This is a genomic window from Cyanobium sp. T1G-Tous (assembly GCF_024345455.1).
Lineage (GTDB): Bacteria > Cyanobacteriota > Cyanobacteriia > PCC-6307 > Cyanobiaceae > Cyanobium_A.
This window is the reverse complement of sequence record NZ_JAGQBD010000018.1, coordinates 15,082-37,222: the sequence shown is the minus strand read 5'-3', so window position 1 is coordinate 37,222 and position 22,141 is coordinate 15,082. Positions and strand designations below refer to the sequence as shown.

Here is a 22,141-nt window from a genome sequence, read left to right as displayed (position 1 = left end):
TGGGGCTGGTTGGCTTAGGGCTGGCTGGGCAGATTGGCGTCGGGCAGGGCCTCGAGGGCCTGCTGCACAACCAAGCGCACCTGATCGATCCCCAGTGTGTGCTGGCGAGCAAGAGCTGCCAGGTCGTCGTGTTCTGGCTTAGTGCGCCAACGACCATCGGGCAGCTGGGCCTGCTTGAGCCGCACCGGCCCCAGGGGCGTGGCCAGCTGCCGGCTGCGGCGCGGCAGCACCCAGCGGGTCTGGGGGTGTTCGCGCAACCCCAGGGTGCTGCTGTGCTGCCACCACACCCGGCGCAAGCTCTCGGCCTGCTCGGGGGCGACAAGGGCCGTAAGCAGCTGGGCGGTGCGCCCTTTCTTCATGGCAATCGCCTGGCTAAACACCTCCAGGGCGCCGGCCTGGCGCAGTTCCTCAGCCAGGAAAGCCAGATCCTCCGCCGTGGCGTCATCGATCTGGGCCTGCTGCACCAGCACCGTTTCTTGATGCACAGTTTCGAGCTGGGCAGGATCGGAGCTGCCGCAATCCGCCAAGGTGAGCCGCAGCAGGTTGGGGCGATCCAGGCTGCGCGAGCCCAGGCCCACGCCCACCCGCTTAGGCACGTGGGTGGGGGGATGGCCAAAGCGCGTTGCCCAGCAGGCCGCTAAGGCCAGACCCGTGGGGGTGGTGAGTTCGCCCGGGGGGAAGCCTTCGGCTGAAGCCAGGGGAATCGCCCGCAAGCGGGCCAGCTCCAATACGGCAGGCGCCGGCAAGGGCAGGGTGCCGTGGGCCGTAGCCACCAGGCCATGACCCGCCGGCGGCGGGCTGCACACCAACTGCTCCACCCCGAAGTGCAGCAGCCCGGCGCACACCCCCACCACATCAACCAGGGCATCGAGGGCGCCCACCTCGTGGAAGTGCACCTGCTCGGGGCTGTGGCCGTGCACCGCCGCCTCCGCCGCCGCCAGTAGGCCAAACACCTCCAGCACCCGCTGCCGCAAGGGCTGGGGCCAAGGGGCCGCCTGTAACTGGCTCCGCAACGCGCCCCAGGGCCGATGGGCCGGCTGGCGCTCCAGGCTCACCACCTCCAAATGCATACCCCGGAGGCCGCCGCTGCGGCGCTCTTCCAGCTCCAAGCGGTAGGTCCCGGCTAGGCCGAGGGCAGCCAGGGGGCCATCGATCTCCGCCTGCGGTAGCCCCAGATCCAACAGGGCTGCCAAAAGCATGTTGCCGGCTAAGCCCGTGGGCGCATCCAGCAGCGCCAGCACCGCCTCAAGCCTCCCCAGCCAGGGGGCGTCCCAGCCTTGGCGCCAGGGCCAGCAGGGCATCGGCCTCGCTCTGCAATTGCTGCTCGCTGGCGCGCAACTGGGCCTCAACCTCGCGGCGGGCCCGGCGCTGTTCCCGTTGGGCGGTATCAACGTCTTGGCCGGACAGGCCCCAGAGCCGCCCCAGCAGGGCCCGGTCGTCGTTGCCGCCGACGCTCTGGCCGTAGATCAGCTGCTCGGCCACCATGCCCGCCTGCAGCACCCGGCTCCAGCGCCGCAGCTCCTCGGCCGGCAACTTGGCATGGGCCGGTGGCTCGAGTTCGGTGCTGCCGCTGGTGTTGAGGCCGGCCCGCAGGCAGGCCAGGGAACCCACCAGCACCTGGCGCACAGCCATCTCCTCTTTACGGGCCACCAACAGGTGACCCGCCTCATGAATCGCAATCCGCCGCAGACGGGCGCGGCCCCCTGGCAGGGCTTCGGCCAGCACATGGCCGCCGCGGCCACCGAAGCGGGCCGCATCCAAGGTGAGGCCACCCAAGCCCAGGCCAGCTATCAGGGTCACAATCCAGGGCGATAGGCCCAGGGCGGGGCCAAGAATCGCCGCCAGGCTGATCAAGCCCACTGCCAGGCCAGCCGCCAGGGGTTGGGTCATGGCCGGCGCGGGCCGCCCTGAGCAGCCGCCGCCGGCCGTGCCTTGCCGCCCTTCCCGCCCTTGCTTGCGGCACCATCGCGGCGCCCCTTGCCGCCACGGTTACCCCGCTGGGCCACCGGACCGATCACTTCAAAGCTCTCCAGCTGCAGCTGCTGGGCCTGGCGGCGCAGGTTGAGCGCCACGAAGTGGCGCAAATGCTCGAGGGGCACATCACCCTTGAGCTGCAGCTTGAAGGGCACGGGCCGGCTGCCATCCGGGCGGGGCATCACCCGCACCTTCACCACCAGATCGCCGGTTTCAGGGCGGGTGTAAATCAATTCACCGCGCACCGAGAAGTAGTCGTCGCCCTCGGGCAGGGCGTCTTGAGGGCTATCGGCGGCAGGGGTTTCGGAAGCAGGGCTATCGGCAGCAGGGGATTCAGCTTCCTCGCCCGCGGCCAGGGTGCTGGGCTCCCACACGCCCACCATCTGCAGGTGCAACCCCTCCTCCTCCCGCGAGCGGGGGTAAACCACCCAGAGATGGGGCTCTTCGAGGTTGAGGTGGCGGCGCATCAAAGTGAGCAGCCGGCCCAGCACCACGGCCTCAAGCTCGGTGCCATCAGCCGTGCGGATCACCCCCCGGGTGAGCTGCTCGGCATCGGTAGGTACATAAACGCCTCGCACCACGCCAATGGCCCGGTATTGCGTGGGTTCGGTTACCGGAGAAATCGGGTGTTGGCGCATGGGCTGGACTTTAAGTGCCCCCAGGGCAAAGGGACAAAGGGCAGACTGGCAGCCCACCGCAGGCCGCTTGCCAATGCCCGCCGCTCCCAACCGTTCCGGGATCTGGACTGGGCTCGCCATTGCGGGGGCTGGAGCGCTATGCATCGCCGCTGGCTGGTGGCTGGGACAGCTGCAGGGCGGTTCGGCTGGATCCGATCCCTCCCGCACGGCCCTGGAGCGTCAGGCCTCCTCCCTGCAGCAGCGGCTCAACCAGGGCGAGGCCAGCGAGGCCGAACAGCAGCGGCTGCTGGAGCTACTAGTAGCTCTGGACCGCAAAGCAGAGGCCACAGCACTGCTGGAGCGCCTAGCGGACCAGCAACCGCAGCAGTGGTCGCTGCGGCTGCTCCTAGCCGAGCTGCGCCGCGACCAGCAGGACCGCAGCGGCGCTGAGCGGGAGGTGCGCCAACTGCTCAACCTGCGGCCCGACCAGATCGAAGGCCTGCAACTGATGGCCCTACTGCAACTTGAAATGGGGCGTGGAGCCCAGGCCCAGAGCCAGCTGGAAGCGGCGCTGCAAAGGGCTAGCAAACCCCAGCTGAAGCCGGAGGCCCTGCCGATCGGCCTGCTGCTTGCCAACCTGCTGCAGAAGCGAGATCAGCCGGGCCAGGCCGAGTCCCTGCTGCTCAAATTGGCCGCAGAATTCCCCACCGACCAACGCCCCCTGCTGGCACGGGCGATGCTGCAGCAGGAGCGTGGCGACATCAAAGGAGCCCAGGAGTCGCTGGCTCTAGCCCGCGCCCGTAAACCTGGCCCAAGCGACCCGCGCCTGGATCAGGTGGCCGCCGCCTGGGGTTTGGCGCCGCTCAGGGACCCTTCACCGTTGCCGCCGGGGAAGCCGACGCCGGCGCTGCAGGCGGAGAGTGGAAATCCCTGAGGGCCGCGTCCACCGCATCGCCAGGGGGAGTGGCGTCGTCCATGGAGGTGGCTTTGCGCAGCTTGTTCATCAAGTCGATCGGATTGGCGGAATCGAGCACCGTTCCACCTCGATTGGTTCCGGTGCCGTAATCGAGCTCCCGCTCCTGCTGGGGGCTGCTGATCGTTTGGCCGTAGCCCTTCTCCTGGGCCAGGGCCACTCCAACTCCAGCTACCGGAGCAACTCCAACTACAGAAGCAACCCCAGCGGCCAAAGCAAGCGTTGCGCCGAGGCATCTCAGGGAATTGCATCCAAGGGGATTCGATCCCAGTGCCTTGGCAGAGCGTGGGCGCGGAAGTGGCGAACTATCAGCGGCCATTGGTTATGTACTCCGATGCTCTCCAAGTCCCATCCTAGGTGCGTTCCCCAGGGTGGGTTTCGGCCGCCTCCCTGCTGACCCCCTACCTATGAAAATCGCCACCTGGAACGTCAACTCGGTGCGCACCCGCCTCGAGCAGGTGCTCGCCTGGCTGCAACAGGAACGCCCAGAGGTGCTGTGCCTGCAGGAAACCAAGGTGACCGATGAACTGTTTCCGCGTGAAGCCTTTGAGGCCTTGGGCTATGAGGTGGCCATCAGCGGCCAGAAGGCCTACAACGGCGTCGCCATCCTCAGCCTGCTGCCCCTCGAGGACGTGCAGATCGGCTTTGAGGCCCTACTACCCTCCGAGCAAGAAGCCGCCGATCTCAGCGAGCAGAAACGGGTGATCAGCGCCCTGATCGACGGCATCCGGGTGCTGAATCTCTACGTACCCAACGGCAGCTCGCTCAAGAGCGAAAAGTACGCCTACAAACTTGCGTGGTTGGCCTGCCTGCGGCGCTACCTGGAGGAGCAAGAGCGCCAGGGAGATCCCCTCTGCATGGTGGGCGACTTCAACATCGGCCCCGAGGCCCGCGACATCCACGATCCGGAGCGACTCAGCGGCGGCATCATGGCCAGCGCGGCGGAGCGCTCAGGCCTGCAGCAGCTCCTGGGCGAGCGGCTCACAGACGTGTTTCGGGTGTTCGAGCCAGAGGCCGGGCACTGGAGCTGGTGGGACTACCGCACCGGCGCCTGGGACCGGGACCGGGGCTGGCGTATCGACCACATCTACCTCTGCGAACAACTGCTCGCCTGCGCCACCAGCTGCGTGATCCACAAGGCCACCCGCGGCAATGAGCAGCCCAGCGACCACGCCCCGGTGGTGGTGAATCTGGTGTGGCCGCCTGAAGCCGACGACTGGAACTAAGCCCGGTTAAAACACCACCGCGTCATCGGGCAGCGCCTGGCCCTGGGACTGCAGCACCGCCACCCTGCGGGCAGATTCGCCGCAACTACTTGGGGTGGGGAAGATCTTGCCGGGATTAGCAATATTCAGCGGATCGAAGGCCCGGCGCACCAGCTGCATCGTGGCCAGGTCCTCGGGGCTGTACATCCAGTCGAGGTAGCAGCGCTTATCGCTACCCACGCCGTGCTCGCCACTGATGCTGCCCCCCTCATCCACACACAGCCGCAAAATATCTGCGCCCAGGGCCTTCACCCGCTCCTCGATGCCGGGCTCCTGGGCCGAATAAAGGATCAAGGGGTGCAGATTGCCGTCGCCGGCATGAAAAACATTGGCCACCGGCAAGCCGTAGCTGGCGCTGAGCTGCTCAATCGAAGCCAGCACCCGCGGCAGGGCACTGCGGGGCACTACGCCGTCCTGGAGGTAGTAGCTGGGAAAGCGGCGACCCAAGGCTGATACGGCCGATTTGCGCCCTTTCCAGAGCAGGGCGCGCTCCTGGTCGTCGGTGGCCTGGCGCACGGTGCGGGCACCCGCCTGGGAGCAGAGCTGGGTGGCGAGCTGCACCGCCGCGGCGACCTCCCCCTCCTGACCATCCAGCTCGATCAACAGCAGCGCCGCCGCATCGCGGGGGTATTCATCAACGCCGAAGTAGTCGTTCACCGCCTCGATCGTGAGGCGATCCATCATTTCCATGCCAGCAGGCAGCAAGCCGGCCGCAGTCACCTGACGCACCGCCTCGCCGGCCGCTTCCATGCTGATGAAGTCAGCCAGCAGCACGGCCACGCTCTGGGGCGCCCGCAGCAGCCTCAGGGTGATCGCCGTAGCGATACCCAAAGTGCCCTCACTGCCTATAAATGCGCCCCTCAGATCGAGTTCGGGAGTTTCGTCGAGTTCGCTGCCAAAGCTGGTAACGCTGCCATCTGGCAGCACCACCTCCAGGCCCAGCACGTGGTTGCTGGTCACGCCGTACTTGAGGCAGTGCACGCCACCGGAATTTTCGGCCACGTTGCCGCCGATGCTGCAGGCCACCTGGCTGGAAGGGTCTGGGGCGTAATAAAAGCCATCGCCGGCCACCGCCCGCGTCACCCAGCTGTTGATCACACCGGGCTGCACCGTGATGCGCTGGTTTTCAAGATCTATGGCCAGCACCTGGCGCATGCGGCTGGTGGCGATCACCAGGGACTCGATCTCGGCTAAGGCGCCGCCGGAGAGGCCCGTGCCACTACCCCGGGCCACAAACGGCACCCCCTGCTGGTGGCAGAGCTTTACCGCGGCAGCCACCTGGGCCGTCGTCTCAGGCAGCACCACCAGAGGCGGCTGGTGCCGGCTCAGGGTGAGTCCATCGCAGTCGTAGGCCAGCAGCTCCTGGCGCGCCGACACCACGGCGCGGGGTGGCAGGAACTGACGTAACTGCCGCTCTATCTCTGGCCAATTGATGCCCAGATGACCCATCGCAAGAGACCCAATTTACCGAGCAAGCACTACGGGCAGGTTTTGGGTCAGGATGGTTGACGGTTTTGTCCCTCTGCGGGTTCCGCTTTGACCTCGGCTGCCACCTCCGCTCCGGCCTCGGGTTCTGCCCTCAACACCAGCCGCTCCCAGGAGCTCTTCAATGCTGCCCAGAGCTTGATGCCAGGGGGCGTCAGCTCGCCGGTGCGGGCGTTTAAGTCGGTCGGTGGCCAGCCGATCGTCTTCGATTGGGTCAAGGGCTCCTACGCCTGGGACGTAGATGGCAACCGTTACATCGACTACATCGGCAGCTGGGGGCCGGCCATCTGCGGCCATGCCCACCCCGAGGTGATCGCAGCCCTGCATGAGGCCCTCGACAAGGGCACCAGCTTCGGCGCCCCCTGCGCCCTGGAGAACACCCTCGCCGAGATGGTGATCGCCGCGGTGCCTTCCGTGGAGATGGTGCGCTTCGTCAACAGCGGAACCGAGGCCTGCATGTCGGTGCTGCGCCTGATGCGCGCCTTCACCGGCCGCGAAAAGATCATCAAGTTCGAGGGCTGCTATCACGGCCACGCCGACATGTTTTTGGTGAAGGCCGGCTCCGGGGTGGCCACCCTGGGGCTGCCCGATTCTCCGGGCGTGCCCCGCAGCACCGCCGCCAGCACCCTCACCGCCCCCTACAACGACCTGGAAGCCGTCAAGCAGCTCTTCGCCGAGAACCCAGGTGAAATTGCCGGCGTGATTCTTGAGCCTGTGGTTGGCAATGCGGGCTTCATCACCCCCGAGCCAGGCTTCCTCGAGGGCATCCGCGAGCTCACCAAGGAGAACGGCGCCCTGCTCGTATTCGACGAGGTGATGACCGGCTTCCGCATCAGCTACGGCGGCGCCCAGGCCAAATTCGGCGTCACCCCCGACCTCACCACCATGGGCAAGGTGATCGGTGGCGGCCTGCCCGTGGGGGCCTACGGCGGCCGAGCCGACATCATGGCGATGGTGGCTCCAGCCGGTCCCATGTATCAAGCCGGTACCCTCAGCGGCAATCCCCTAGCGATGACTGCCGGCATCAAGACCCTGCAGCTGCTCCAGCAGCCCGGCACCTACGAGCGCCTAGAGGTGATCACCAAGCGGTTGGTCGCCGGCATCCTTGATGCTGCCGGCAGCGCCGGTCTACCAATCTGCGGCGGCTCGATCAGCGCCATGTTTGGCTTCTTCCTCTGCGATGGCCCGGTGCGCAACTTCGAGGATGCCAAGTCGGCTGACACGGTTCGCTTCGGCAAACTGCATCGCGCCATGCTTGAGCGCGGCGTTTATCTGGCCCCAAGCGCCTTCGAGGCGGGCTTCACCTCCCTGGCCCACTCAGACGCGGACATCGACGCCACTATCGCCGCCTTCCGCGAGTGTTTCGCAGCGGTGGCCTGAGCCCAGCCCCCATGAAGCGTCGTCTTGCCTCCAGCCTGGCCGCCCTGATCTCTGCTTCAGCGGCACTCAGCGCCTGCCAGGGCTCAGACGATCAAGGTCCGGTGAATCTCAGCAAGGGCGTTCCCGTTGGGGCCGTTTTGGCCCTCACCGGCAATGCCAACGTTTACGGCCAGGACCAAAAAATCGGCATCGAGCTCGCCCTGGCAGCCCTCAATGGCGCCGGCGGAGTTAATGGCAAACCGCTCGCCCTGAGCATCGAAGACGGGGGCAGCGCCGAGCCCAGTGCCAACGCTGCCTTCACCTTGCAGATCAACCGGGGCATGCTTGCCCTGATCGGCCCCACCCTCTCCCAGCAAGCCTTTTCGGCAGATCCAATCGCCCAGCGTCGGGGCGTGCCCGTGGTGGCTCCATCTAATACCGCCACCGGCATTCCGGAGATCGGTCATTTCATTAGCCGGGTATCAGCCCAGAGCTCGGTGATCGCGCCGCTCTCGATTGCCAAGGCCCTGCAACTCAACCCCAGCATCCGCAGGGCAGCGGTGTTTTACGCCCAAGACGACGCGTACAGCACCGCCGAGACGGTGATCTTCCAGCAGGCCCTCACAGCCAAAGGTCTCAAGCCAGTCACGGTGCAACGCACCCAGCTCAACGACCAGGACTTCCAGAGCCAGATCACCGCCGCTCTCAATCAGAAGCCAGATCTGGTGGTGCTGTCACTGCAGGCCATGGATGGCGGCAACCTGATCCGCCAGTTGCGAGAGCTCGGCTACCGCGGCGCGATCGTGGTGGGCAATGGCATGAACACGCCAAACATCTACCCGATCTGCCAGAAGTATTGCGACGGCATCTTGATCGCCCAGGCCTACAGCCCGGAGCTGGCCACGCCCGCCAACCAGCGTTTTACTGCCGCCTTCGCTGCAGCCCAGGCCCGCAATCCCAAGGTCAGCCCGATCCCACCCCAGCTCACCGCCCAGGCCTACACCGCCATGCAGGTGATCGGCGAAGCGCTCGCTCGCCTCGATCGCAGCCAACCGCTCAAGAGCCTCAGAGTCAGCCAGGCGCGCCGGGCCTTGATGGATGAAATCCTCGGCGGCACCTACCAAACACCCCTTGGTGAAATCCGCTTCACCCCCGAGGGCGAGGTGATCCAGAAAAACTTCTTCGTCGCCCAGGTGCGCATGAATGCTGGGGGCAAAAGCGGTCGCTTTAGCCTGCTGCCCTAGGGGAGCGGCATGGAAGGCCTGCTGCAACTGCTGTTCAACGGGCTCTCGGTAGGAGCTGTTTACGCCCTGTTTGCCCTTGGCTACACCTTGGTGTTTTCAGTGCTGGGGGTGATCAACTTCGCCCACGGGGCGATCTTCACCCTGGGTGCTTACTTCACCTATCTGCTGATTGGTGGCGCGGTGGGTGCCAATGGTTTGTTGGCCGGCCTGCAGCTCCCCTTTGCCCTGCCCTTCTGGCTGGCCCTACCAGTGGCGGGCATGGCCGCCGCCGCCGTGGCCTTGGTGGTGGAGCGCATCGCCTTTCGCCCCCTGCGCGATCGAGGCTCCGATCCCCTGCTGGCCCTGATCACCAGCCTGGGGGCCGGGGTGATTTTGGTGAACCTGATCCAGCTGCTGGTGGGAGCCGAGAGCTATTCGATTCCGGTGGGCACCCTTGGCTCCCTGCCGGCGGCGCTGAGCATCGCCGGTGCCAAGGTGCGCACCGTGCAGGTGATCCTGCTGGCCATCGCCGGCCTGCTGCTGGCAGCCCTTTCGATCTGGATAGACGGCAGCCGCAGCGGCAAGGCGCTGCAGGCCGTTTCCGAAGACCCGGTGACCGCCCAGCTGCTTGGCATCAACAGCGGCCGCATGATCCAGATCGCCTTCGGCATCAGCGGCTTCCTGGCCGGCGTGGCCGGCGGCCTGGTGGGGTTGAGCGTCAGCATCGCCGGGCCTTACTTCGGCATTGGCTACGGGCTCAAGGGGCTGGGGGTGCTGGTGCTAGGCGGGCTCGGCAGCGTGCCTGGCGCCGTGCTGGGCGGCTTGATCATCGGCCTGGCCGAGGCCTGCGTGCCGGCCGAGCTATCGGGCTACAAAGATGCGGTCTCCTTTGGCTTCCTGTTCCTGGTGCTGTTGATCAGGCCCCAGGGTCTGCTGGGCCGCCCCCAGCCCAACAAGGTGTGATCAGCATGGATGCCGGCCTGCTCGAGCAAATGCTGCTGGGGGCCCTGCTGGGCCTATCGGTGTACCTGCCCCTGCGCTGCGGCCAGCTCTCCCTGGCCACCCCGGGCTTCTTCGCCATTGGCGGCACTGTGGCAGCCCTGCTCTCTACCCGGGTGCCCGCCCTAGCCGGCAGCGGCAGCACCTACCCGATCACTTCAGTTTTGCTGGAGATGGCGCTAGCAGCCCTGCTCACCGGCGTGCTGGCCCTGGGCCTGGGCCGGGTGGTGCTGCAGCTGCGGGGCATCTACTTAGCCATCGCCACGATCGCCCTGGTCGAGATCCTGCGGGTTGTCACCCTCAACCTGGAGTTCACCGGCGGAGCCCTGGGCATCTTCGGCATCCCCCAGCCCTTTGATAGCGCCGCTGGCTACGCCGCCTTCACCCTGGCGCTGCTGGCGCTGATCTGCTGGCTATGCGACCGGCTCGAAAAGACCAGGCCTGGCCGGGCCATGGCCGCCATCCGCGACGACGAACTGGCCGCCGCCAGCCAGGGCATCAACACCGCCGACAGCAAGCTGCTTGCCTTTGTGCTGAGCGCCCTGGTTGCGGGGATCACCGGCGTTGTGGCAGCCCACTTCCTCAACTCCTGGAACGCCAAACTGGGCAACTTCGACGCCAGCATCACCACCCTGGCGTTCGTGGTGTTCGGCGGCTCGCGCACCTGGCTGGGGCCGGTGTTTGGTGGCCTGCTGCTCACCGCCCTACCAGAACTGCTGCGTCCGGTCGGCGACCTGCGCTTGATTGTCTTTGGCGCTGTGATTCTGGTCGGTCCCCTGTTCTTTCCCCAAGGAGTGATCACCCCTGAGCTGTTTAAGACACTCAAGCGAATAATGCGGCGCCCACCCACCCCAGCAGCGCAGGGGGAACGGCCATGAGCCTGCTTCAGGTTGAGAATGTGGGGGTGCGCTTCGGTGGCCTGCAGGCCTTGCAGGGTGTCGATTTAGAGGTGCAGCAGGGCGAGATTTTTGGCCTACTGGGCCCCAATGGTGCCGGCAAGACCACCCTGTTCAACGTGATCTCTGGCCTCACCCCCGCCAGCAGCGGCAGCGTGAGCTGGCGGGGGGCAAGCCTTGCTGGCCTCAGCAACCACCGCATTGCCCGTCTCGGCATCGCGCGCACCTTCCAAAATCTGCGCTTGTTCAGCAGCATGAGCTGCCTGGAAAATGTGCTCGTGGGCCTGCATCAGCACGGCCGTCAGCCGCCCCTAGCGGCCCTGCTGCAAACCCAGTCCTTTCGCCGCCGCGAAGCCCAGCTGCATCAACAGGCTCTAGAGCTGCTTGCCCTATTTCAACTGGAAGCCGCTGCCCACCAAAACGCCGCCAGCCTTTCCTACGGAGACCGGCGCCGCCTGGAGATGGCCCGGGCCCTGGCCAGCCGCCCCCAGCTCCTGCTGCTCGATGAGCCGGCCGCTGGCATGAACCCCGCAGAAAAAGATGAGCTGCGGGAGCTGATCCGGCGCATCCGGGACCAGTTCAAGCTGACGGTGCTGATCATTGAGCACCATGTGCCCTTGATGTTGGGCCTGTGCGACCGGCTGGCAGTGCTCAACTTCGGCCAACGCATCGCCCTGGGCAGCCCCGAGCAGGTGCGGCGCGATCCGGCCGTGATCGAGGCCTATCTGGGCGGTGGCGCATGAACGGCCCCCAAGCGCCCCTGCTGGAGCTTCGCAACCTGGTGGTGCGCTACGGCAGCATCACGGCCCTGCATGGCATCAATTTGACGGTGCAAGCCGGCGAGCTGGTGACCCTGCTGGGAGCCAATGGCGCCGGTAAAAGCACCACCCTGCGGGCTATCTCCGGCCTGATTCACCCCGCCGGCGGCGAGATCCTCTGGCATGGCGGCTTGATCAATCGCCTGCGCACCGAGCGCACCGTGAAGCTGGGGATCAGCCACTGCCCGGAAGGTCGCCGGGTGCTCAGCCGCCAGTCGGTAGCCGACAACCTTGCCCTAGGCGCCTGGTTGCGCCGGGACAAAGCCGCAATCGCCAGAGATCTGGAGCGCTGCTACGCCCTATTTCCCCGCCTGGCCGAGCGCCGCAATCAGCTGGCCGGCTCCCTTTCCGGCGGCGAGCAGCAGATGCTGGCCATCAGCCGCTCCCTGATGGCCAGGCCCACCCTGTTGATGCTGGATGAGCCGAGTCTGGGATTAGCGCCCCGGCTCGTAGCCGAGGTGATGGCCGCCCTGGCCCAGCTGCACCGAGATGGGCTCACCATTTTGCTCGTAGAGCAAAACGCCCAGGCAGCCCTGACCATTGCCGATCGGGGCCTGGTTTTGGAGGCGGGCAGCATCAGCGCCGGCGGCCGCGCCGAACAACTCCTGGCCGACGACAGCCTCCAGGCTTCCTATCTAGGGGCAAACTGAGCAGGGGCGAACTCAGCAGCTGCAGCTCAGTCGTTCTCGGTAGCTCCAAAGCAATGCATTAGGGCATCGCCCCAGCTGTTGATTGCCGCTAGCTCGTGGTCCTTGGCGCTGCCCAAGGCCTTGGCGTGCTGACGCAGCAGCACTGTCTTATCGATGGCATGTCCATGCTCCGCCGCCATGGCCACGATGTCGTCTACCCCGGCAGCGGCATGCAGCTTGTCGCGGAGGGCGGCATCACCAGCAACGCGGGCCACAAAGGCCTGGATAGACGCAACAGACATGACCGACTCAGCAACCAGAGCCACTACTAGCAGGCCAAACCATGGCGGGCTCGATACGTTGAGGCGAGTGTTAAGGCAGCAATGGCCCGCGAACGCTTCTTCCTTGAGCTAGATCCACCAGATAGCAGTCTCAAAAGCCTGCCCCACGTGGTGGTGGTTGGCGGGGGCTTCGCCGGACTCAAGGCCTGCCATGCCCTGATTGGCAAGCCGGTGCGCGTCACCCTGATCGATAAACGCAACTTCAGCCTGTTCCAACCCCTGCTTTATCAGGTAGCGACAGGGCTGGTTGCGGAGGGCGATGTGGCCTCACCGCTGCGTCAGCTGGTGGGGCAGGCCCCCAATGTGCAGGTGCTGCTGGGTGAAGTGGGGGAAATTGACACCGCGGCTCGGCAGATCGTGTTTAACGAGCGCCGCTACGGCTATGACCACCTAATCCTGGCGGCGGGCTCCGGCAGCAGTTACTTCGGCCACGACGAATGGCGCGAAGCGGCGCCACCGATGAAGATTCTCGAGCACGCCGATGAGATCCGCCGGCGCGTGCTGCTGGCCCTGGAAGAAGCAGAACAGACCCCCGATCCGGCGCGGCGGGCCTTTCTGCAGTCAGCGGTGGTGGTGGGGGGCGGCCCCTCGGGCTGCGAACTCTCCGGCTCCCTGATGGAGCTGATGGCCCATGCCCTCGGCCGCGACTTCAAACAACTCGATCCAAAGCAATGCAAGGTGACCCTGGTCGATCCTGGCGATCGAGTGCTGCGAGCCATGGACCCCAGCCTCTCGGCCGCCGCCGGCAGCTATCTCCAGTCCGCAGGGGTAGAGCTACTGCTAGGTGGACGGGTTCAGACAATTGAAGCGGAGAAAGTGGTTGTTAACACCAGCGAAGGTACCCGCACCCTGGAAGCCGCCACCATCTGCTGGACCGCCGGCGTGAAGGCCTCCCATCTGGGCCAGGTGCTGGCCGATGCCAGCGGTTGCAGCGTCGACCGGGGCGGACGGGTGGTGGTGGAGCCCGACTTCTCGATTCCAGGCCATCCAGAGATCCGCGTCATCGGCGACCTCTGCTCCTACAGCCACACCAGCGATGGCAAAGCCCTGGCGGGCATGGCCGGGCCCGCAGTGCAAATGGGCGGCTGGGTGGCGGCCGACATAGTGGCCAAAATTGAAGGCCGCGCCCACAAAGCCTTCCAGTTTACCGATTTCGGCACCATGGCGGTGCTTGGTCCGCTGCACGCAGTCGCCGACCTGCGCGGCCTCAAGGTAAGCGGCCTGCCGGGCTGGATCCTCTGGGGCCTTGCCCACTTGATGTTCATGCCCGCCAATGAAAATCGGCTGACGCTGCTCATCAAGTGGTTGTGGGCGATTGCCACTCGCCAGCGGGCCTCGATGCTGATCACCGGTCGCCCAAATCAGCACCTGAATGTGGAGGTGGGCCTGGAGAAGCCGCTGAGCGCTCCTTGACCTGCTGCTCTGCCTGCAGGGTGTAACGACTGATCAGCAAGCCCATCACGATGGCTAGATACAGCGGCCCAGAGATGCTCAAGGCCACACTGGCCATCTGGGAAGGTGGCAGGGCGGGGATTATGTCGCCGTAGCCCACGGTGGTGAGACTGACGAAGGCGAAGTAGTGGATACGGGTGAAATCAAGGTCCCAGATCCGCAGTGCCACTGAATCAGTTCCCATGCCAGCCAGCAGCAGTTCCCGTCCTCCATCGGCCTGGTTGATGAAGCTGCCGGGAGCCAGGGTCTCCAGGGCTCCGAACAGCAAACCACCGCTGATTCCCAGTAGTAGATACCCAGCCACCGCTCCGCCGAGCACGGCCATGCGGATCTGGGTTTCCTGAGCCAGGCAGATCAGGAGTCGCTTCAGGCTCCAAAAAATAAAGGCCGTTGTGGCCAGGAGAACGGCAAACCCCATAAAGGCGAAATCGCGGGGACTGCTCATCCAGAGCAGCTGGAACAGCAGGGTCAGCACGCCAAGCCTGCGGTAGACGCTGTCAAACCAGCGGCTTCGGCTCTGATGGGCACCAATTGGCCCGCCAAGCTCAACCGACAGCAGAACCATCAAAGCGACCGTACCGAGGGCCCCGATCCGATGAATCGGGAACGGCACCGCCATGGAGGCGACCACACCAGTAGCAACCAAAAAGAGGTGCCGGTAGAAGCGGTGTCGATAAAAAAGCAGATGTCGATTGATCATGTGCGCCAGCGAAAACGGCCAAGAATCAAGGCGATCAGAATGGCCACATAGAGCTGGCCCACCACGGTGATCACCGTGGTCACCACCTGGCCGCCCACATGGCTGGTTTTGAGCACCGTGGTGCCGATGGTGGTGAGCATGGTGAAGGAGGCGGCCATCAGCGCAGGGGCCACCGACACATTGGGCAGCACCGCCGTGGATCCCACTGCCGGCAGGGAAGTCAGGTCGAAGGCGGAGGGATCGAGCACCCAGAGGGCGGTGAGCAGCAACCCACCTGCCATACCAACCAGCAGGTAGCCAGAAGCGGCACCCATCACCACCGAGACGGTTACAAAGGGCTCCCGGGTAAGGGTCTTCACCTTGCGGAGCACAGCAAGCGACAGAAAGACCAGCCAGACGATCACATGGGGAATGGTGAGCGCCCGCCCCACCGCTGGCCAGAGGCTGAGTGCCATGTGCCAGATCAATTCAAGAGCGATCGCCAACCCGCCCAGGCCATAAATCAGCGGGCGAGTTTTGCGGAGGGGCGAATAGCGGCTGACGAACAACATCAACACCAACGCCAGCAGGATCAGCAGAACCGCCAACAGCCAGATCTGGGTCTGGGCCACCGGCAGCAGCAACAGCAGGGCCACTTCAGTGGCCAATGTCAGCCAATAACCGCGGTGGCGCCCGCGCAGACGAATGATCTCCTCCGAGGTGATGCGCATGGCAGCACTCGCAGCCCCGAAGTGCCTAGAGCCCGGGGCTGCTCTGCATGATGCCGCCGTCAGCAAAAATAGTTGTGGCCGTGATGTAGCTAGCGGCATCGCTGGCCAGGAAGCCCACCACCCTGGCAATCTCCTCGGGCTGGGCCATGCGGCCCAGGGGAATGGCGGCGTTGAGCTTGGCCAGCAACTCCGGGTTGTTCATGGTGGAGTCGTTGATCGGTGTAGCCACGGCGCCTGGGCCCACATTCACCATCGTGATGCCATGGGAGGCCAGCTCCAGTCCAGCGGTGCGGGTGAGCATGCGCACCCCTCCCTTGGCGCAGCAGTAGGGAGTGTTCTCAGGCATCGGCCAGTCCTCATGCACCGAGGAGATGTTGATGATCCGGCCACCGCCACCCTGGGCGATCATCTGTTTAGCGGCATACTGACAGGCAAAGAATACACCCCGCAAATTTACATCCAACACCTTGTCAAAATCATCGGGGGTAGTGTTGAGGATTGAGGTACGAGTCTCAACACCTGCATTGTTCACCATCACATCGAGGCGACCATATTTGTCCACAGCAGCCTGCACCAGACGCTGCAGATCATCGAGATTCGAAACATCGGCATGAACACCGTAGCTGCTGCCGCCATAGCTACCGATCTCCCGCTCCAGCTCTTCGGTAGCCTCAGGGTGAGAGCGATAGTCGATCACCACCTTGGCTCCAAGTTCAGCCAAGTTTTCAACAATCGCCTTACCGATACCACTGTTACCACCAGTAACAATTGCCACCTTGCCCTGCAGAAAGCTGGACAGGGCTTTTCCGGCGAGGGGATTGGTGCTGGGCGCTGAAACGGATGGGGAACTTGTGGTCATGGGGACGGGAAGAAAGCCAACTGGGAGCAGGGTAAGCAGATGGGGCCAATCTCGCTGCGATCTGCAACACCCCGTGCCCACTGGTATTGGCTGGGCTGGGGGATGACAAGGGCGCCAACATCATTAGGTTGAGGAAAATTTCAACCATTGGCCATGCCCCAGCTGGTGAGACGGGCGATTCACAGCGATCGATTCCCCACCCCCGTGGCCTCCTACAGCCAGGGCTTCCAGGCTGGGAACATGTTGTTCATCACCGGTCAGCTGCCGGTGGATCCGACCACTAGCGAGAAGGTCGGAGATGGCGACATCACCCTGGAGGCCAGGCAGGTGATGGAAAACATGATGGCAGTGTTGGAGGAGGCGGGGTTCAGCGCCAAAGATGTGGTGAGCGCCGTGGTCTATCTCACCGACATCAACAGCCTCGATACTGTCGATGCCGTGTGGCAGGAATACTTCACTGATCCCCAGTCCTACCCGTCGCGCGCGGTGGTGGAAGTCTCCGCCTTGGTGCTTGGCATCCAGCTGGAGATCTCCGCTATCGCGATTAAAGATTGAGCCACCACCGTGGGAGCAAAAGCCATGACTGACACCAATAGCCCCACCGTCCTCCCTTATTGGCACCTCTGGACCGACGACGGGGGAGTTAGCCGCCAGACGCTCTGCAGCATGGCCCCCTGGACCCTGGGAGTGTTGGGTCCAAACGACTCCCCCCAGTGGAATCTGGACCTATTCAAGGATGGAAATTCCTTCCTTACCCAACTGCCGGTGGGTTGGACAGCGGACTGGCACGAAAACCACATTCCCAAATGGATCTACGTGCTGCGCGGCAGCTGGTCGGTGGAGAGCATGGATGGCCAGAAACAGATCTTCGGCCCTGGTGAGTTTTCCTTTGGCGGCGATCAGCAGTGCCTAGCAACTGCTTCAGGAGCCAAGGGCCATCTCTCTGCCCAGGTAGGAGCAGAGCCCTGCCTGCAGCTGATCATCCAGCGCAACGACGAACTCTGGCGCGGCGTGCGGCCGGGGTTCTTCTCGTGAACCAGCCCTCCGAGTGCACGGTCAGCTTCGACCGTCGCTTTGACGAGCTGGTGTTGTTCAATGCCGAGCTGGAATTACTGGCCGAGGGATTCCGCTGGGTGGAAGGTCCGGTGTGGTTTGGCGACCACAACTGCCTGCTGTTCAACGACATCCCCAACAACCGCACGATGCGCTGGAGTCCCGAGCACGGGGTGAGCGTGTTCCGTGAACCCTCCGATTACGGCAACGGCCAAACCCGTGATCGCCAGGGGCGCCTGATCACCTGCCACCACGCCAGCCGCTGCCTCACCCGCCTCGAGCCCGATGGCACGGTCACCACCCTGGCCACCGAGGCCCATGGCAAGCGTCTCAACGCCCCCAACGACGTTGTGGTGAAGAGCGACGGTTCGATCTGGTTCAGCGATCCCCTCTACGGGCTGCTAAACGACTACGAGGGCGGCCGGCAGCAGTCTGAGCAACCCGTGGCGCTCTACCGTCTCGACCCAAAAACCGGGGCGGTGGAGACAATGGCCAGCGACTTCGACGGTCCCAACGGCCTGGCCTTCTCGCCGGATGAGCGCAAGCTTTACGTGGCTGAATCGGGCGCCCCTGGTGTAGCGGACCCCCGCCAATACATCCGGGTGTTCGACATGGCTGCCGACGGCCACAGCCTCTCAGGTGGGGAGATCTTCCACAAGGTCACTCCAGGCTGGGCCGACGGCTTCCGGGTCGACGAGCAGGGCAACCTCTGGTGCGGTGCCGCCGATGGCGTGCACTGCGTCGCCGCCGATGGCACCCTACTGGGCAAGGTGTTGGTGCCCCAGCGAGTTTCCAACCTCTGCTTCGGCGATCGGCACCACAGCCGCCTATTTCTCTGTGCCTCCAAGGCGATCTACGCCCTGTTCACCAACACCCGCGGCGCCCAGGCGCCCTGATTGCCGTCTCCACCATGGCCCGCGACCAACTCGAAGCCTTTCTGAAAACCGTCAAGGGGGATCCAGCCCTGCTCGATCGCTTCAGCTCTTGCCCCAACCTCAACGCCATCGCTGAGCTGGGGGCGACCATGGGCTACAGCTTCAGCGGCGTGGAGCTGGTCCAGCACCAGGCCGAAGCCACCCTGAAACTCTCGGACGCCGACCTGGAGGCCGCCGCTGCCGGCGTTGAACTCCAAGGACACCTTTGGCTAGCGAAAATCATCTGGAGCTGATGCGCCACCAACCCCACCTAGAGCTTGCCGACTGCCGCTCGATTGCGGCGGCCAGCCACCTAGCGGCCGACCAGCACCAGGCGCGCGTGTCGATCGCCGTCGTCGACGCTGGCGGCCACCTGCTGTTGCTCGAGCGCCGCGATGGATCCAGCCCAGCCAGCGCCGAGGCTGCCATCGCCAAGGCCCGCATGGCGGCCCTCAACGGCAAGCCCACCGCGGCCCTGGAGGCCAGCATCAACGGAGAGCGGCCGGCGCTGCTGCAACTGGCAGGGCTATTTGGACAACCAGCGGCCGCCATGGCCGGTGGCCTGCCGCTGCTGCAGGAGGACAGCTGCCTGGGGGCGATCGGCGTGTCTGGCATGACGCCCGAGATAGACAGCAGCATCGCCACCGCTGGTGTCAAGGGCCTGGGCTCCTAACGATCTACAGCTCCTGCGCCCCATGGCACACCAAGCTCCCCAAATCAGCAGTATCGGCTTCACCACAGCCAACGCTGAAAAGACTGCCGATTTCTTCGAAACCACTCTGGGCTTCAGGCGGGGCGAAAGCCTGCTGGTGGAAGCCGGACCCTACGCCCAATTGGTGGGCCTGCCCGGCTCCCGGCTGAAGCTGGTGCGACTGCACCTAGGCGACGAAACCCTGGAGCTCACCGAGGTGCTGAGCCTGGGCGAGGGCCTGCGGCCTGGGCGTCCGATCCCGGCCGATTCCCGCAGCTGCGACATCTGGTTTCAACACATCTGCATCGTGGTGAACGATCTGAACGCCGCCAGCGCTCCGGCGCGCCAGGCGATTGCTAACGGCTCCCTTGTGGGGGTGTCCACCGCCCCCCAGACCCTGCCGGCATGGAACAGCGCCGCCGCCGGCATCCAGGCCTTTAAGTTCCGCGATCCGGAGGGCCACAACCTGGAGCTGCTGCAGTTTCCCCCCGATAAGGGAGAGGCCCACTGGCATGCAGCCGCGTCAGCCAGCGCCCCCTTCCTGGGGGTCGACCACAGCGCCATCTCTGTGGCCGATACGGCGCGCAGCTGCCACTTCTACGACGGGCTGCTGGGCCTGAAGCTGGGGGGCGATGGGGTCAACAGCGGTCCCACCCAGGATGGGCTCGATGGCCTCCAAGACACCCGGGTGCGCATCACCGGCCACCGCTGCCCTTCAGGCGCCGGCGTGGAATGCCTCAACTACCAGCCCCCCAACAGCGGCAGAGCAAGGCCCGCGGATCAGGGGGCCCAGGATCTGGCCCACTGGCAAATCCGGCTGCGGGTTGCCGATCTGGATCGCATCGCCACAGCCGCACAGACCTACGGCGGCCAACCGCTCCATGGCGGCGTGATCGAGCTGGGTGTCCAGGCGCCTCTAGTGGGCAGTGAGCGGGCGCTGCAACTGGCCGACCCCGATGGCTACCAACTGCAACTGGTGCAGGATTAAACAGATACGGGTACCTTGAGCGCACCAAATACAGCCCAGACCAGATGGACATCACCGTGGTGGAGCTGCTCGTGCCGGCGGCACCCTCCACCCTGGCCCAGGCATCCCTCCTGGTGATGCGGGTGTTCCTGGGGATCTGCTTCATCCGCCACGGCTGGCCCAAGCTGCGCAATCTCAAAACCTGGGCCACGGCGATGCAAACGCCCGAATGGCTCTGCTTTCTGTCGGCCTTCTCGATGTGGGGCGCCGGTATCGCTCTGATCCCGGGGCTGCTCACCCCCCTGGCGGCCCTGGCGATCCTGGTGTCGATGGCCTACGCGGTGGTTGTGGAGCTGAAGGCGGGCTTTCCCTTCATCGGCCCCGATCCCTACCAGATTCCGCCCGGTGATTACGCCGGCCCCATGGGCGTGGGGGACCCCCCCAGCTGGGAGAAGGCCGCCATGTATGTGGTGATGTGTGCGGTGCTGGCCAGCTGCGGAGGCGGCCTGTTCTCCCTCGACAACCTGCTGATCGCCGATCTACTCAAAACGCTGCTCAGTTGAGCCTGGGTTCACTTACCCAGACGCTCCCGCAGATGATCGCCAACCCGCAGGGCATTGGCGATTGCCGTAAGGGAAGGATTCACCGCGCCGATAGTCGGCATGAAGCTGGTATCGACTACGTAAAGGTTGTCGAGGTCGTGGGCCTTACAGTTGAGGTCGAGCACCGAGGTGGCGGAATCGTCGCCGAAGCGACAGGTGCCGGCCTGGTGCGCCACGGCGGCAATACCCATCGCGTTCTTGACATAAATCTGGCGCTCCACCAAATGCTTCTTGAGATAGAGCTGGTCCAGCATCCCGGTGAGCCGGCCGTAGAGCCGCTGGGCGGCGGTTGGGTTGTTGGGCGTGTAGTCCAGATGAATCTGGCCCTCGCCATCGATGGTCACCCGGTTGCTGGGGTCAGGCAGATCTTCTGAAGAGATCCAGAAATCAATCGCGTGCTCAGCGATTTTGTCCATAGACCAACCGGGCATCAAGAAGGTTTCGAGCGGCGCATAGCCCTTCATGATCGTGCCGTTGGTCTTACCCGTCATCTGGATGTTGCCCATCGGATAATCAAAATCGGCATCCCCCAGATACCAATCGTTGATCGAAAGCGTCTTCTGGAACACGGTGGTGTTGGGCTCGTGAGCCAGGGCCACCATCGCCTTGCTGTTGTGGAACATGTAGTTGCGGCCCACCTGATCGGAGCTGTTGGCCAGCCCACGCGGGTGCTTGTCATTGGCAGACATCAACAGCAACCTGGCGCTGTTTGCAGCCCCACAGCTCACCACCACCACATCACCGCGCACGGTCATGGGCTCACCATCGCGCTCCAACTTCACCGCTTGCACAGTCCGCCCGGAAGCATCCGTAAGCAACTGCAGAACGTGGGCTCTAGTCAGCAGCGACACATTCGGAGCAGCCAGGGCCGGCCGCATGCCGAGCACGTCCGCATCGGATTTGGCATGCACCAGACAAGGAAAGCCATCGCAGCAATTGCACCTGCGGCAACGGCTAAAGGCCATGTTGGCCTCATCCAGCATCACCCCGGTAGGGGCATGGAAGGGATGCAATCCGGCCAATCGCAAATCATCTACTAGCTTCTGAATTCGCGGCTCATGGGCCACCGGTGGATGGGGATAGGGGCCACTGCAAGGCGGCTCGGTAGGGTCTTCCCCTCGCTGACCGTGCACATGAAATAGCTCTTCTGCCCTCTGGTAGTAGGGCTCGAAATCGCTGTAGCGCAGGGGCCAGGCTGGCGAGATGCCATCAAAGTGCTGCAGCTGCTCAAAATCCTGCTGGCGCAGGCGAAAGTGAGCTGCTCCATACATCTTCGTTGCCCCACCAACGAAGTAGTGGCTACCAGGCTGAAAAGGTTTGCCGTGCTTATCGTGCCAGATGTCTTTGGAGATGTAACGCCCCTTCTGGAACACTTCCGCGGCATCCCAGTTCTGCGGTTCCTGAGGCAGCCAGTCGCCTCTCTCCAGCACCAGAATGTTCAAACCACTGGAACCCAGGTGACGCGCCAGGGTGCCACCACCGGCGCCACTACCGATAATCACCACATCGAAGTGAGCCCCATCTGCCACATTTAGCTGGGCAGCAGCGGGCATGGGCGAAATTGCCAGGGAAGGACCAGGAAGCTCGGTGCGATTAGAAGGATGGGCCATGGCT

The 22,141-nt window shown here is 64.5% G+C and carries 26 protein-coding genes; 16 read left to right on the top strand and 10 right to left on the bottom strand.

Going from position 1 to position 22,141, the window contains the following annotated elements; all coding sequences use genetic code 11:
- Positions 1-14: 14 nt before the first annotated feature.
- The 3 genes from larC to KBY75_RS10855 are packed head-to-tail and all read right to left on the bottom strand — an operon-like array spanning position 15 to position 2,612.
- On the bottom strand, positions 15-1,301 hold the full coding sequence (gene larC / locus KBY75_RS10865; protein ID WP_255023907.1) for a nickel pincer cofactor biosynthesis protein LarC: 1,287 nt from the start codon (positions 1,299-1,301) through the stop codon (positions 15-17).
- Positions 1,246-1,890 (bottom strand): hypothetical protein, encoded by a 645-nt coding sequence (locus KBY75_RS10860; RefSeq protein ID WP_254936558.1) that lies wholly within the window; start codon positions 1,888-1,890, stop codon positions 1,246-1,248. The genes larC and KBY75_RS10860 overlap by 56 nt, the downstream gene beginning before the upstream one ends.
- Positions 1,887-2,612: a hypothetical protein gene (locus KBY75_RS10855; RefSeq protein WP_255023906.1), complete on the bottom strand. Its 726-nt coding sequence runs from the start codon at positions 2,610-2,612 to the stop codon at positions 1,887-1,889. The genes KBY75_RS10860 and KBY75_RS10855 overlap by 4 nt, the downstream gene beginning before the upstream one ends.
- Positions 2,613-2,685: 73 nt before the next feature.
- On the opposite strand from KBY75_RS10855, the gene KBY75_RS10850 reads away from it, so the two are divergent.
- Positions 2,686-3,525 (top strand): hypothetical protein, encoded by an 840-nt coding sequence (locus KBY75_RS10850; protein ID WP_255023905.1) that lies wholly within the window; start codon positions 2,686-2,688, stop codon positions 3,523-3,525.
- Here KBY75_RS10850 and KBY75_RS10845 read toward each other — a convergent pair.
- Complete coding sequence (locus KBY75_RS10845) at positions 3,455-3,778, bottom strand: hypothetical protein (protein WP_255023904.1); 324 nt, start codon at positions 3,776-3,778, stop codon at positions 3,455-3,457. The two genes, KBY75_RS10850 and KBY75_RS10845, sit on opposite strands and share 71 nt — an antisense overlap.
- A 193-nt stretch (positions 3,779-3,971) precedes the next feature.
- Here KBY75_RS10845 and xth point away from each other — a divergent pair, with 193 nt between their 5' ends.
- Positions 3,972-4,790, top strand: a complete 819-nt coding sequence (gene xth, locus KBY75_RS10840; protein ID WP_255023903.1) for an exodeoxyribonuclease III — start codon at positions 3,972-3,974, stop codon at positions 4,788-4,790.
- A 6-nt stretch (positions 4,791-4,796) separates the two neighbouring features.
- Here the strand turns inward: xth and KBY75_RS10835 are convergent, their stop codons facing one another.
- A complete protein-coding gene (locus KBY75_RS10835) occupies positions 4,797-6,278 on the bottom strand; it encodes an FAD-linked oxidase C-terminal domain-containing protein (protein ID WP_255023902.1) in 1,482 nt (493 codons plus the stop codon).
- A 177-nt stretch (positions 6,279-6,455) separates the two neighbouring features.
- Here KBY75_RS10835 and hemL point away from each other — a divergent pair, with 177 nt between their 5' ends.
- The 6 genes from hemL to KBY75_RS10805 are packed head-to-tail and all read left to right on the top strand — an operon-like array spanning position 6,456 to position 12,259.
- Positions 6,456-7,694 carry a glutamate-1-semialdehyde 2,1-aminomutase gene (gene hemL / locus KBY75_RS10830; protein ID WP_255023931.1) on the top strand — a complete coding sequence of 413 codons (1,239 nt, stop codon included), beginning with the start codon at positions 6,456-6,458 and terminating at the stop codon, positions 7,692-7,694.
- An 11-nt stretch (positions 7,695-7,705) separates the two neighbouring features.
- Complete coding sequence (locus tag KBY75_RS10825; protein WP_255023901.1) at positions 7,706-8,917, top strand: ABC transporter substrate-binding protein; 1,212 nt, start codon at positions 7,706-7,708, stop codon at positions 8,915-8,917.
- 9 nt (positions 8,918-8,926) lie between these two features.
- Complete coding sequence (locus KBY75_RS10820; RefSeq protein ID WP_255023900.1) at positions 8,927-9,859, top strand: branched-chain amino acid ABC transporter permease; 933 nt, start codon at positions 8,927-8,929, stop codon at positions 9,857-9,859.
- Positions 9,860-9,864: 5 nt separating this feature from the next.
- Positions 9,865-10,773, top strand: a complete 909-nt coding sequence (locus KBY75_RS10815) for a branched-chain amino acid ABC transporter permease (protein ID WP_254936664.1) — start codon at positions 9,865-9,867, stop codon at positions 10,771-10,773.
- Positions 10,770-11,534, top strand: a complete 765-nt coding sequence (locus tag KBY75_RS10810) for an ABC transporter ATP-binding protein (RefSeq protein WP_255023899.1) — start codon at positions 10,770-10,772, stop codon at positions 11,532-11,534. Before KBY75_RS10815 ends, KBY75_RS10810 begins: the two co-directional genes overlap by 4 nt.
- Positions 11,531-12,259, top strand: coding sequence for an ABC transporter ATP-binding protein (locus KBY75_RS10805; protein WP_255023898.1), 729 nt, complete (start codon positions 11,531-11,533; stop codon positions 12,257-12,259). The genes KBY75_RS10810 and KBY75_RS10805 overlap by 4 nt, the downstream gene beginning before the upstream one ends.
- 26 nt (positions 12,260-12,285) lie before the next feature.
- Here KBY75_RS10805 and KBY75_RS10800 read toward each other — a convergent pair whose 3' ends face one another.
- Complete coding sequence (locus tag KBY75_RS10800; RefSeq protein ID WP_255023897.1) at positions 12,286-12,540, bottom strand: Nif11-like leader peptide family natural product precursor; 255 nt, start codon at positions 12,538-12,540, stop codon at positions 12,286-12,288.
- A gap of 81 nt (positions 12,541-12,621) precedes the next feature.
- On the opposite strand from KBY75_RS10800, the gene KBY75_RS10795 reads away from it, so the two are divergent.
- The gene (locus KBY75_RS10795) at positions 12,622-13,992 is read left to right on the top strand and encodes an NAD(P)/FAD-dependent oxidoreductase (RefSeq protein WP_255023896.1); all 1,371 of its coding nucleotides are present in this window, start codon (positions 12,622-12,624) and stop codon (positions 13,990-13,992) included.
- On the opposite strand, the gene KBY75_RS10790 is transcribed toward KBY75_RS10795, so the two are convergent.
- The 3 genes from KBY75_RS10790 to KBY75_RS10780 are packed head-to-tail and all read right to left on the bottom strand — an operon-like array spanning position 13,925 to position 16,300.
- The gene (locus KBY75_RS10790) at positions 13,925-14,731 is read right to left on the bottom strand and encodes a potassium channel family protein (protein ID WP_254936570.1); all 807 of its coding nucleotides are present in this window, start codon (positions 14,729-14,731) and stop codon (positions 13,925-13,927) included. The two genes, KBY75_RS10795 and KBY75_RS10790, sit on opposite strands and share 68 nt — an antisense overlap.
- On the bottom strand, positions 14,728-15,441 hold the full coding sequence (locus KBY75_RS10785) for a hypothetical protein (protein WP_255023895.1): 714 nt from the start codon (positions 15,439-15,441) through the stop codon (positions 14,728-14,730). Before KBY75_RS10785 ends, KBY75_RS10790 begins: the two co-directional genes overlap by 4 nt.
- 25 nt (positions 15,442-15,466) lie before the next feature.
- A complete protein-coding gene (locus KBY75_RS10780; RefSeq protein WP_254936572.1) occupies positions 15,467-16,300 on the bottom strand; it encodes an SDR family NAD(P)-dependent oxidoreductase in 834 nt (277 codons plus the stop codon).
- Positions 16,301-16,453: 153 nt separating this feature from the next.
- Between KBY75_RS10780 and KBY75_RS10775 the strand changes: the two genes are divergently transcribed.
- From KBY75_RS10775 to KBY75_RS10745, 7 genes are read left to right on the top strand one after another with little or no spacing between them, the layout of a single operon-like run.
- Positions 16,454-16,855: a Rid family detoxifying hydrolase gene (locus KBY75_RS10775; protein ID WP_254936573.1), complete on the top strand. Its 402-nt coding sequence runs from the start codon at positions 16,454-16,456 to the stop codon at positions 16,853-16,855.
- A 24-nt stretch (positions 16,856-16,879) separates the two neighbouring features.
- Entirely contained in the window at positions 16,880-17,335 is a 456-nt protein-coding gene (locus KBY75_RS10770; protein WP_255023894.1) for a cupin domain-containing protein, read from the top strand.
- Positions 17,332-18,249, top strand: a complete 918-nt coding sequence (locus KBY75_RS10765) for an SMP-30/gluconolactonase/LRE family protein (protein WP_255023893.1) — start codon at positions 17,332-17,334, stop codon at positions 18,247-18,249. The genes KBY75_RS10770 and KBY75_RS10765 overlap by 4 nt, the downstream gene beginning before the upstream one ends.
- A 14-nt stretch (positions 18,250-18,263) precedes the next feature.
- A complete protein-coding gene (locus tag KBY75_RS10760) occupies positions 18,264-18,521 on the top strand; it encodes a Nif11-like leader peptide family RiPP precursor (protein WP_255023892.1) in 258 nt (85 codons plus the stop codon).
- On the top strand, positions 18,521-18,940 hold the full coding sequence (locus KBY75_RS10755) for a heme-binding protein (RefSeq protein ID WP_255023891.1): 420 nt from the start codon (positions 18,521-18,523) through the stop codon (positions 18,938-18,940). The genes KBY75_RS10760 and KBY75_RS10755 overlap by 1 nt, the downstream gene beginning before the upstream one ends.
- Positions 18,941-18,962: 22 nt before the next feature.
- Positions 18,963-19,946, top strand: a complete 984-nt coding sequence (locus KBY75_RS10750; RefSeq protein ID WP_255023890.1) for a VOC family protein — start codon at positions 18,963-18,965, stop codon at positions 19,944-19,946.
- A gap of 44 nt (positions 19,947-19,990) precedes the next feature.
- Positions 19,991-20,488, top strand: coding sequence for a DoxX family protein (locus tag KBY75_RS10745; RefSeq protein WP_254936579.1), 498 nt, complete (start codon positions 19,991-19,993; stop codon positions 20,486-20,488).
- An 8-nt stretch (positions 20,489-20,496) separates the two neighbouring features.
- On the opposite strand, the gene KBY75_RS10740 is transcribed toward KBY75_RS10745, so the two are convergent.
- Entirely contained in the window at positions 20,497-22,080 is a 1,584-nt protein-coding gene (locus tag KBY75_RS10740) for a GMC family oxidoreductase (protein ID WP_255023930.1), read from the bottom strand.
- Positions 22,081-22,141: the final 61 nt, after the last annotated feature.

Excerpts from the sequence above, each read along its gene's own strand:
- larC (WP_255023907.1), bottom strand. The coding sequence starts at position 1,301 with ATGCCCTGCTGGCCCTGGCGCCAAGGCTGGGACGCCCCCTGGCTGGGG.
- KBY75_RS10860 (WP_254936558.1), bottom strand. The coding sequence starts at position 1,890 with ATGACCCAACCCCTGGCGGCTGGCCTGGCAGTGGGCTTGATCAGCCTG.
- KBY75_RS10855 (WP_255023906.1), bottom strand. The coding sequence starts at position 2,612 with ATGCGCCAACACCCGATTTCTCCGGTAACCGAACCCACGCAATACCGG.
- KBY75_RS10850 (WP_255023905.1), top strand. The coding sequence starts at position 2,686 with ATGCCCGCCGCTCCCAACCGTTCCGGGATCTGGACTGGGCTCGCCATT.
- xth (WP_255023903.1), top strand. The coding sequence starts at position 3,972 with ATGAAAATCGCCACCTGGAACGTCAACTCGGTGCGCACCCGCCTCGAG.
- KBY75_RS10835 (WP_255023902.1), bottom strand. The coding sequence starts at position 6,278 with ATGGGTCATCTGGGCATCAATTGGCCAGAGATAGAGCGGCAGTTACGT.
- hemL (WP_255023931.1), top strand. The coding sequence starts at position 6,456 with ATGCCAGGGGGCGTCAGCTCGCCGGTGCGGGCGTTTAAGTCGGTCGGT.
- KBY75_RS10825 (WP_255023901.1), top strand. The coding sequence starts at position 7,706 with ATGAAGCGTCGTCTTGCCTCCAGCCTGGCCGCCCTGATCTCTGCTTCA.
- KBY75_RS10820 (WP_255023900.1), top strand. The coding sequence starts at position 8,927 with ATGGAAGGCCTGCTGCAACTGCTGTTCAACGGGCTCTCGGTAGGAGCT.
- KBY75_RS10815 (WP_254936664.1), top strand. The coding sequence starts at position 9,865 with ATGGATGCCGGCCTGCTCGAGCAAATGCTGCTGGGGGCCCTGCTGGGC.
- KBY75_RS10810 (WP_255023899.1), top strand. The coding sequence starts at position 10,770 with ATGAGCCTGCTTCAGGTTGAGAATGTGGGGGTGCGCTTCGGTGGCCTG.
- KBY75_RS10805 (WP_255023898.1), top strand. The coding sequence starts at position 11,531 with ATGAACGGCCCCCAAGCGCCCCTGCTGGAGCTTCGCAACCTGGTGGTG.
- KBY75_RS10800 (WP_255023897.1), bottom strand. The coding sequence starts at position 12,540 with ATGTCTGTTGCGTCTATCCAGGCCTTTGTGGCCCGCGTTGCTGGTGAT.
- KBY75_RS10795 (WP_255023896.1), top strand. The coding sequence starts at position 12,622 with ATGGCCCGCGAACGCTTCTTCCTTGAGCTAGATCCACCAGATAGCAGT.
- KBY75_RS10790 (WP_254936570.1), bottom strand. The coding sequence starts at position 14,731 with ATGATCAATCGACATCTGCTTTTTTATCGACACCGCTTCTACCGGCAC.
- KBY75_RS10785 (WP_255023895.1), bottom strand. The coding sequence starts at position 15,441 with ATGCGCATCACCTCGGAGGAGATCATTCGTCTGCGCGGGCGCCACCGC.
- KBY75_RS10780 (WP_254936572.1), bottom strand. The coding sequence starts at position 16,300 with ATGACCACAAGTTCCCCATCCGTTTCAGCGCCCAGCACCAATCCCCTC.
- KBY75_RS10775 (WP_254936573.1), top strand. The coding sequence starts at position 16,454 with ATGCCCCAGCTGGTGAGACGGGCGATTCACAGCGATCGATTCCCCACC.
- KBY75_RS10770 (WP_255023894.1), top strand. The coding sequence starts at position 16,880 with ATGACTGACACCAATAGCCCCACCGTCCTCCCTTATTGGCACCTCTGG.
- KBY75_RS10760 (WP_255023892.1), top strand. The coding sequence starts at position 18,264 with ATGGCCCGCGACCAACTCGAAGCCTTTCTGAAAACCGTCAAGGGGGAT.
- KBY75_RS10755 (WP_255023891.1), top strand. The coding sequence starts at position 18,521 with ATGCGCCACCAACCCCACCTAGAGCTTGCCGACTGCCGCTCGATTGCG.
- KBY75_RS10750 (WP_255023890.1), top strand. The coding sequence starts at position 18,963 with ATGGCACACCAAGCTCCCCAAATCAGCAGTATCGGCTTCACCACAGCC.
- KBY75_RS10745 (WP_254936579.1), top strand. The coding sequence starts at position 19,991 with ATGGACATCACCGTGGTGGAGCTGCTCGTGCCGGCGGCACCCTCCACC.
- KBY75_RS10740 (WP_255023930.1), bottom strand. The coding sequence starts at position 22,080 with ATGCCCGCTGCTGCCCAGCTAAATGTGGCAGATGGGGCTCACTTCGAT.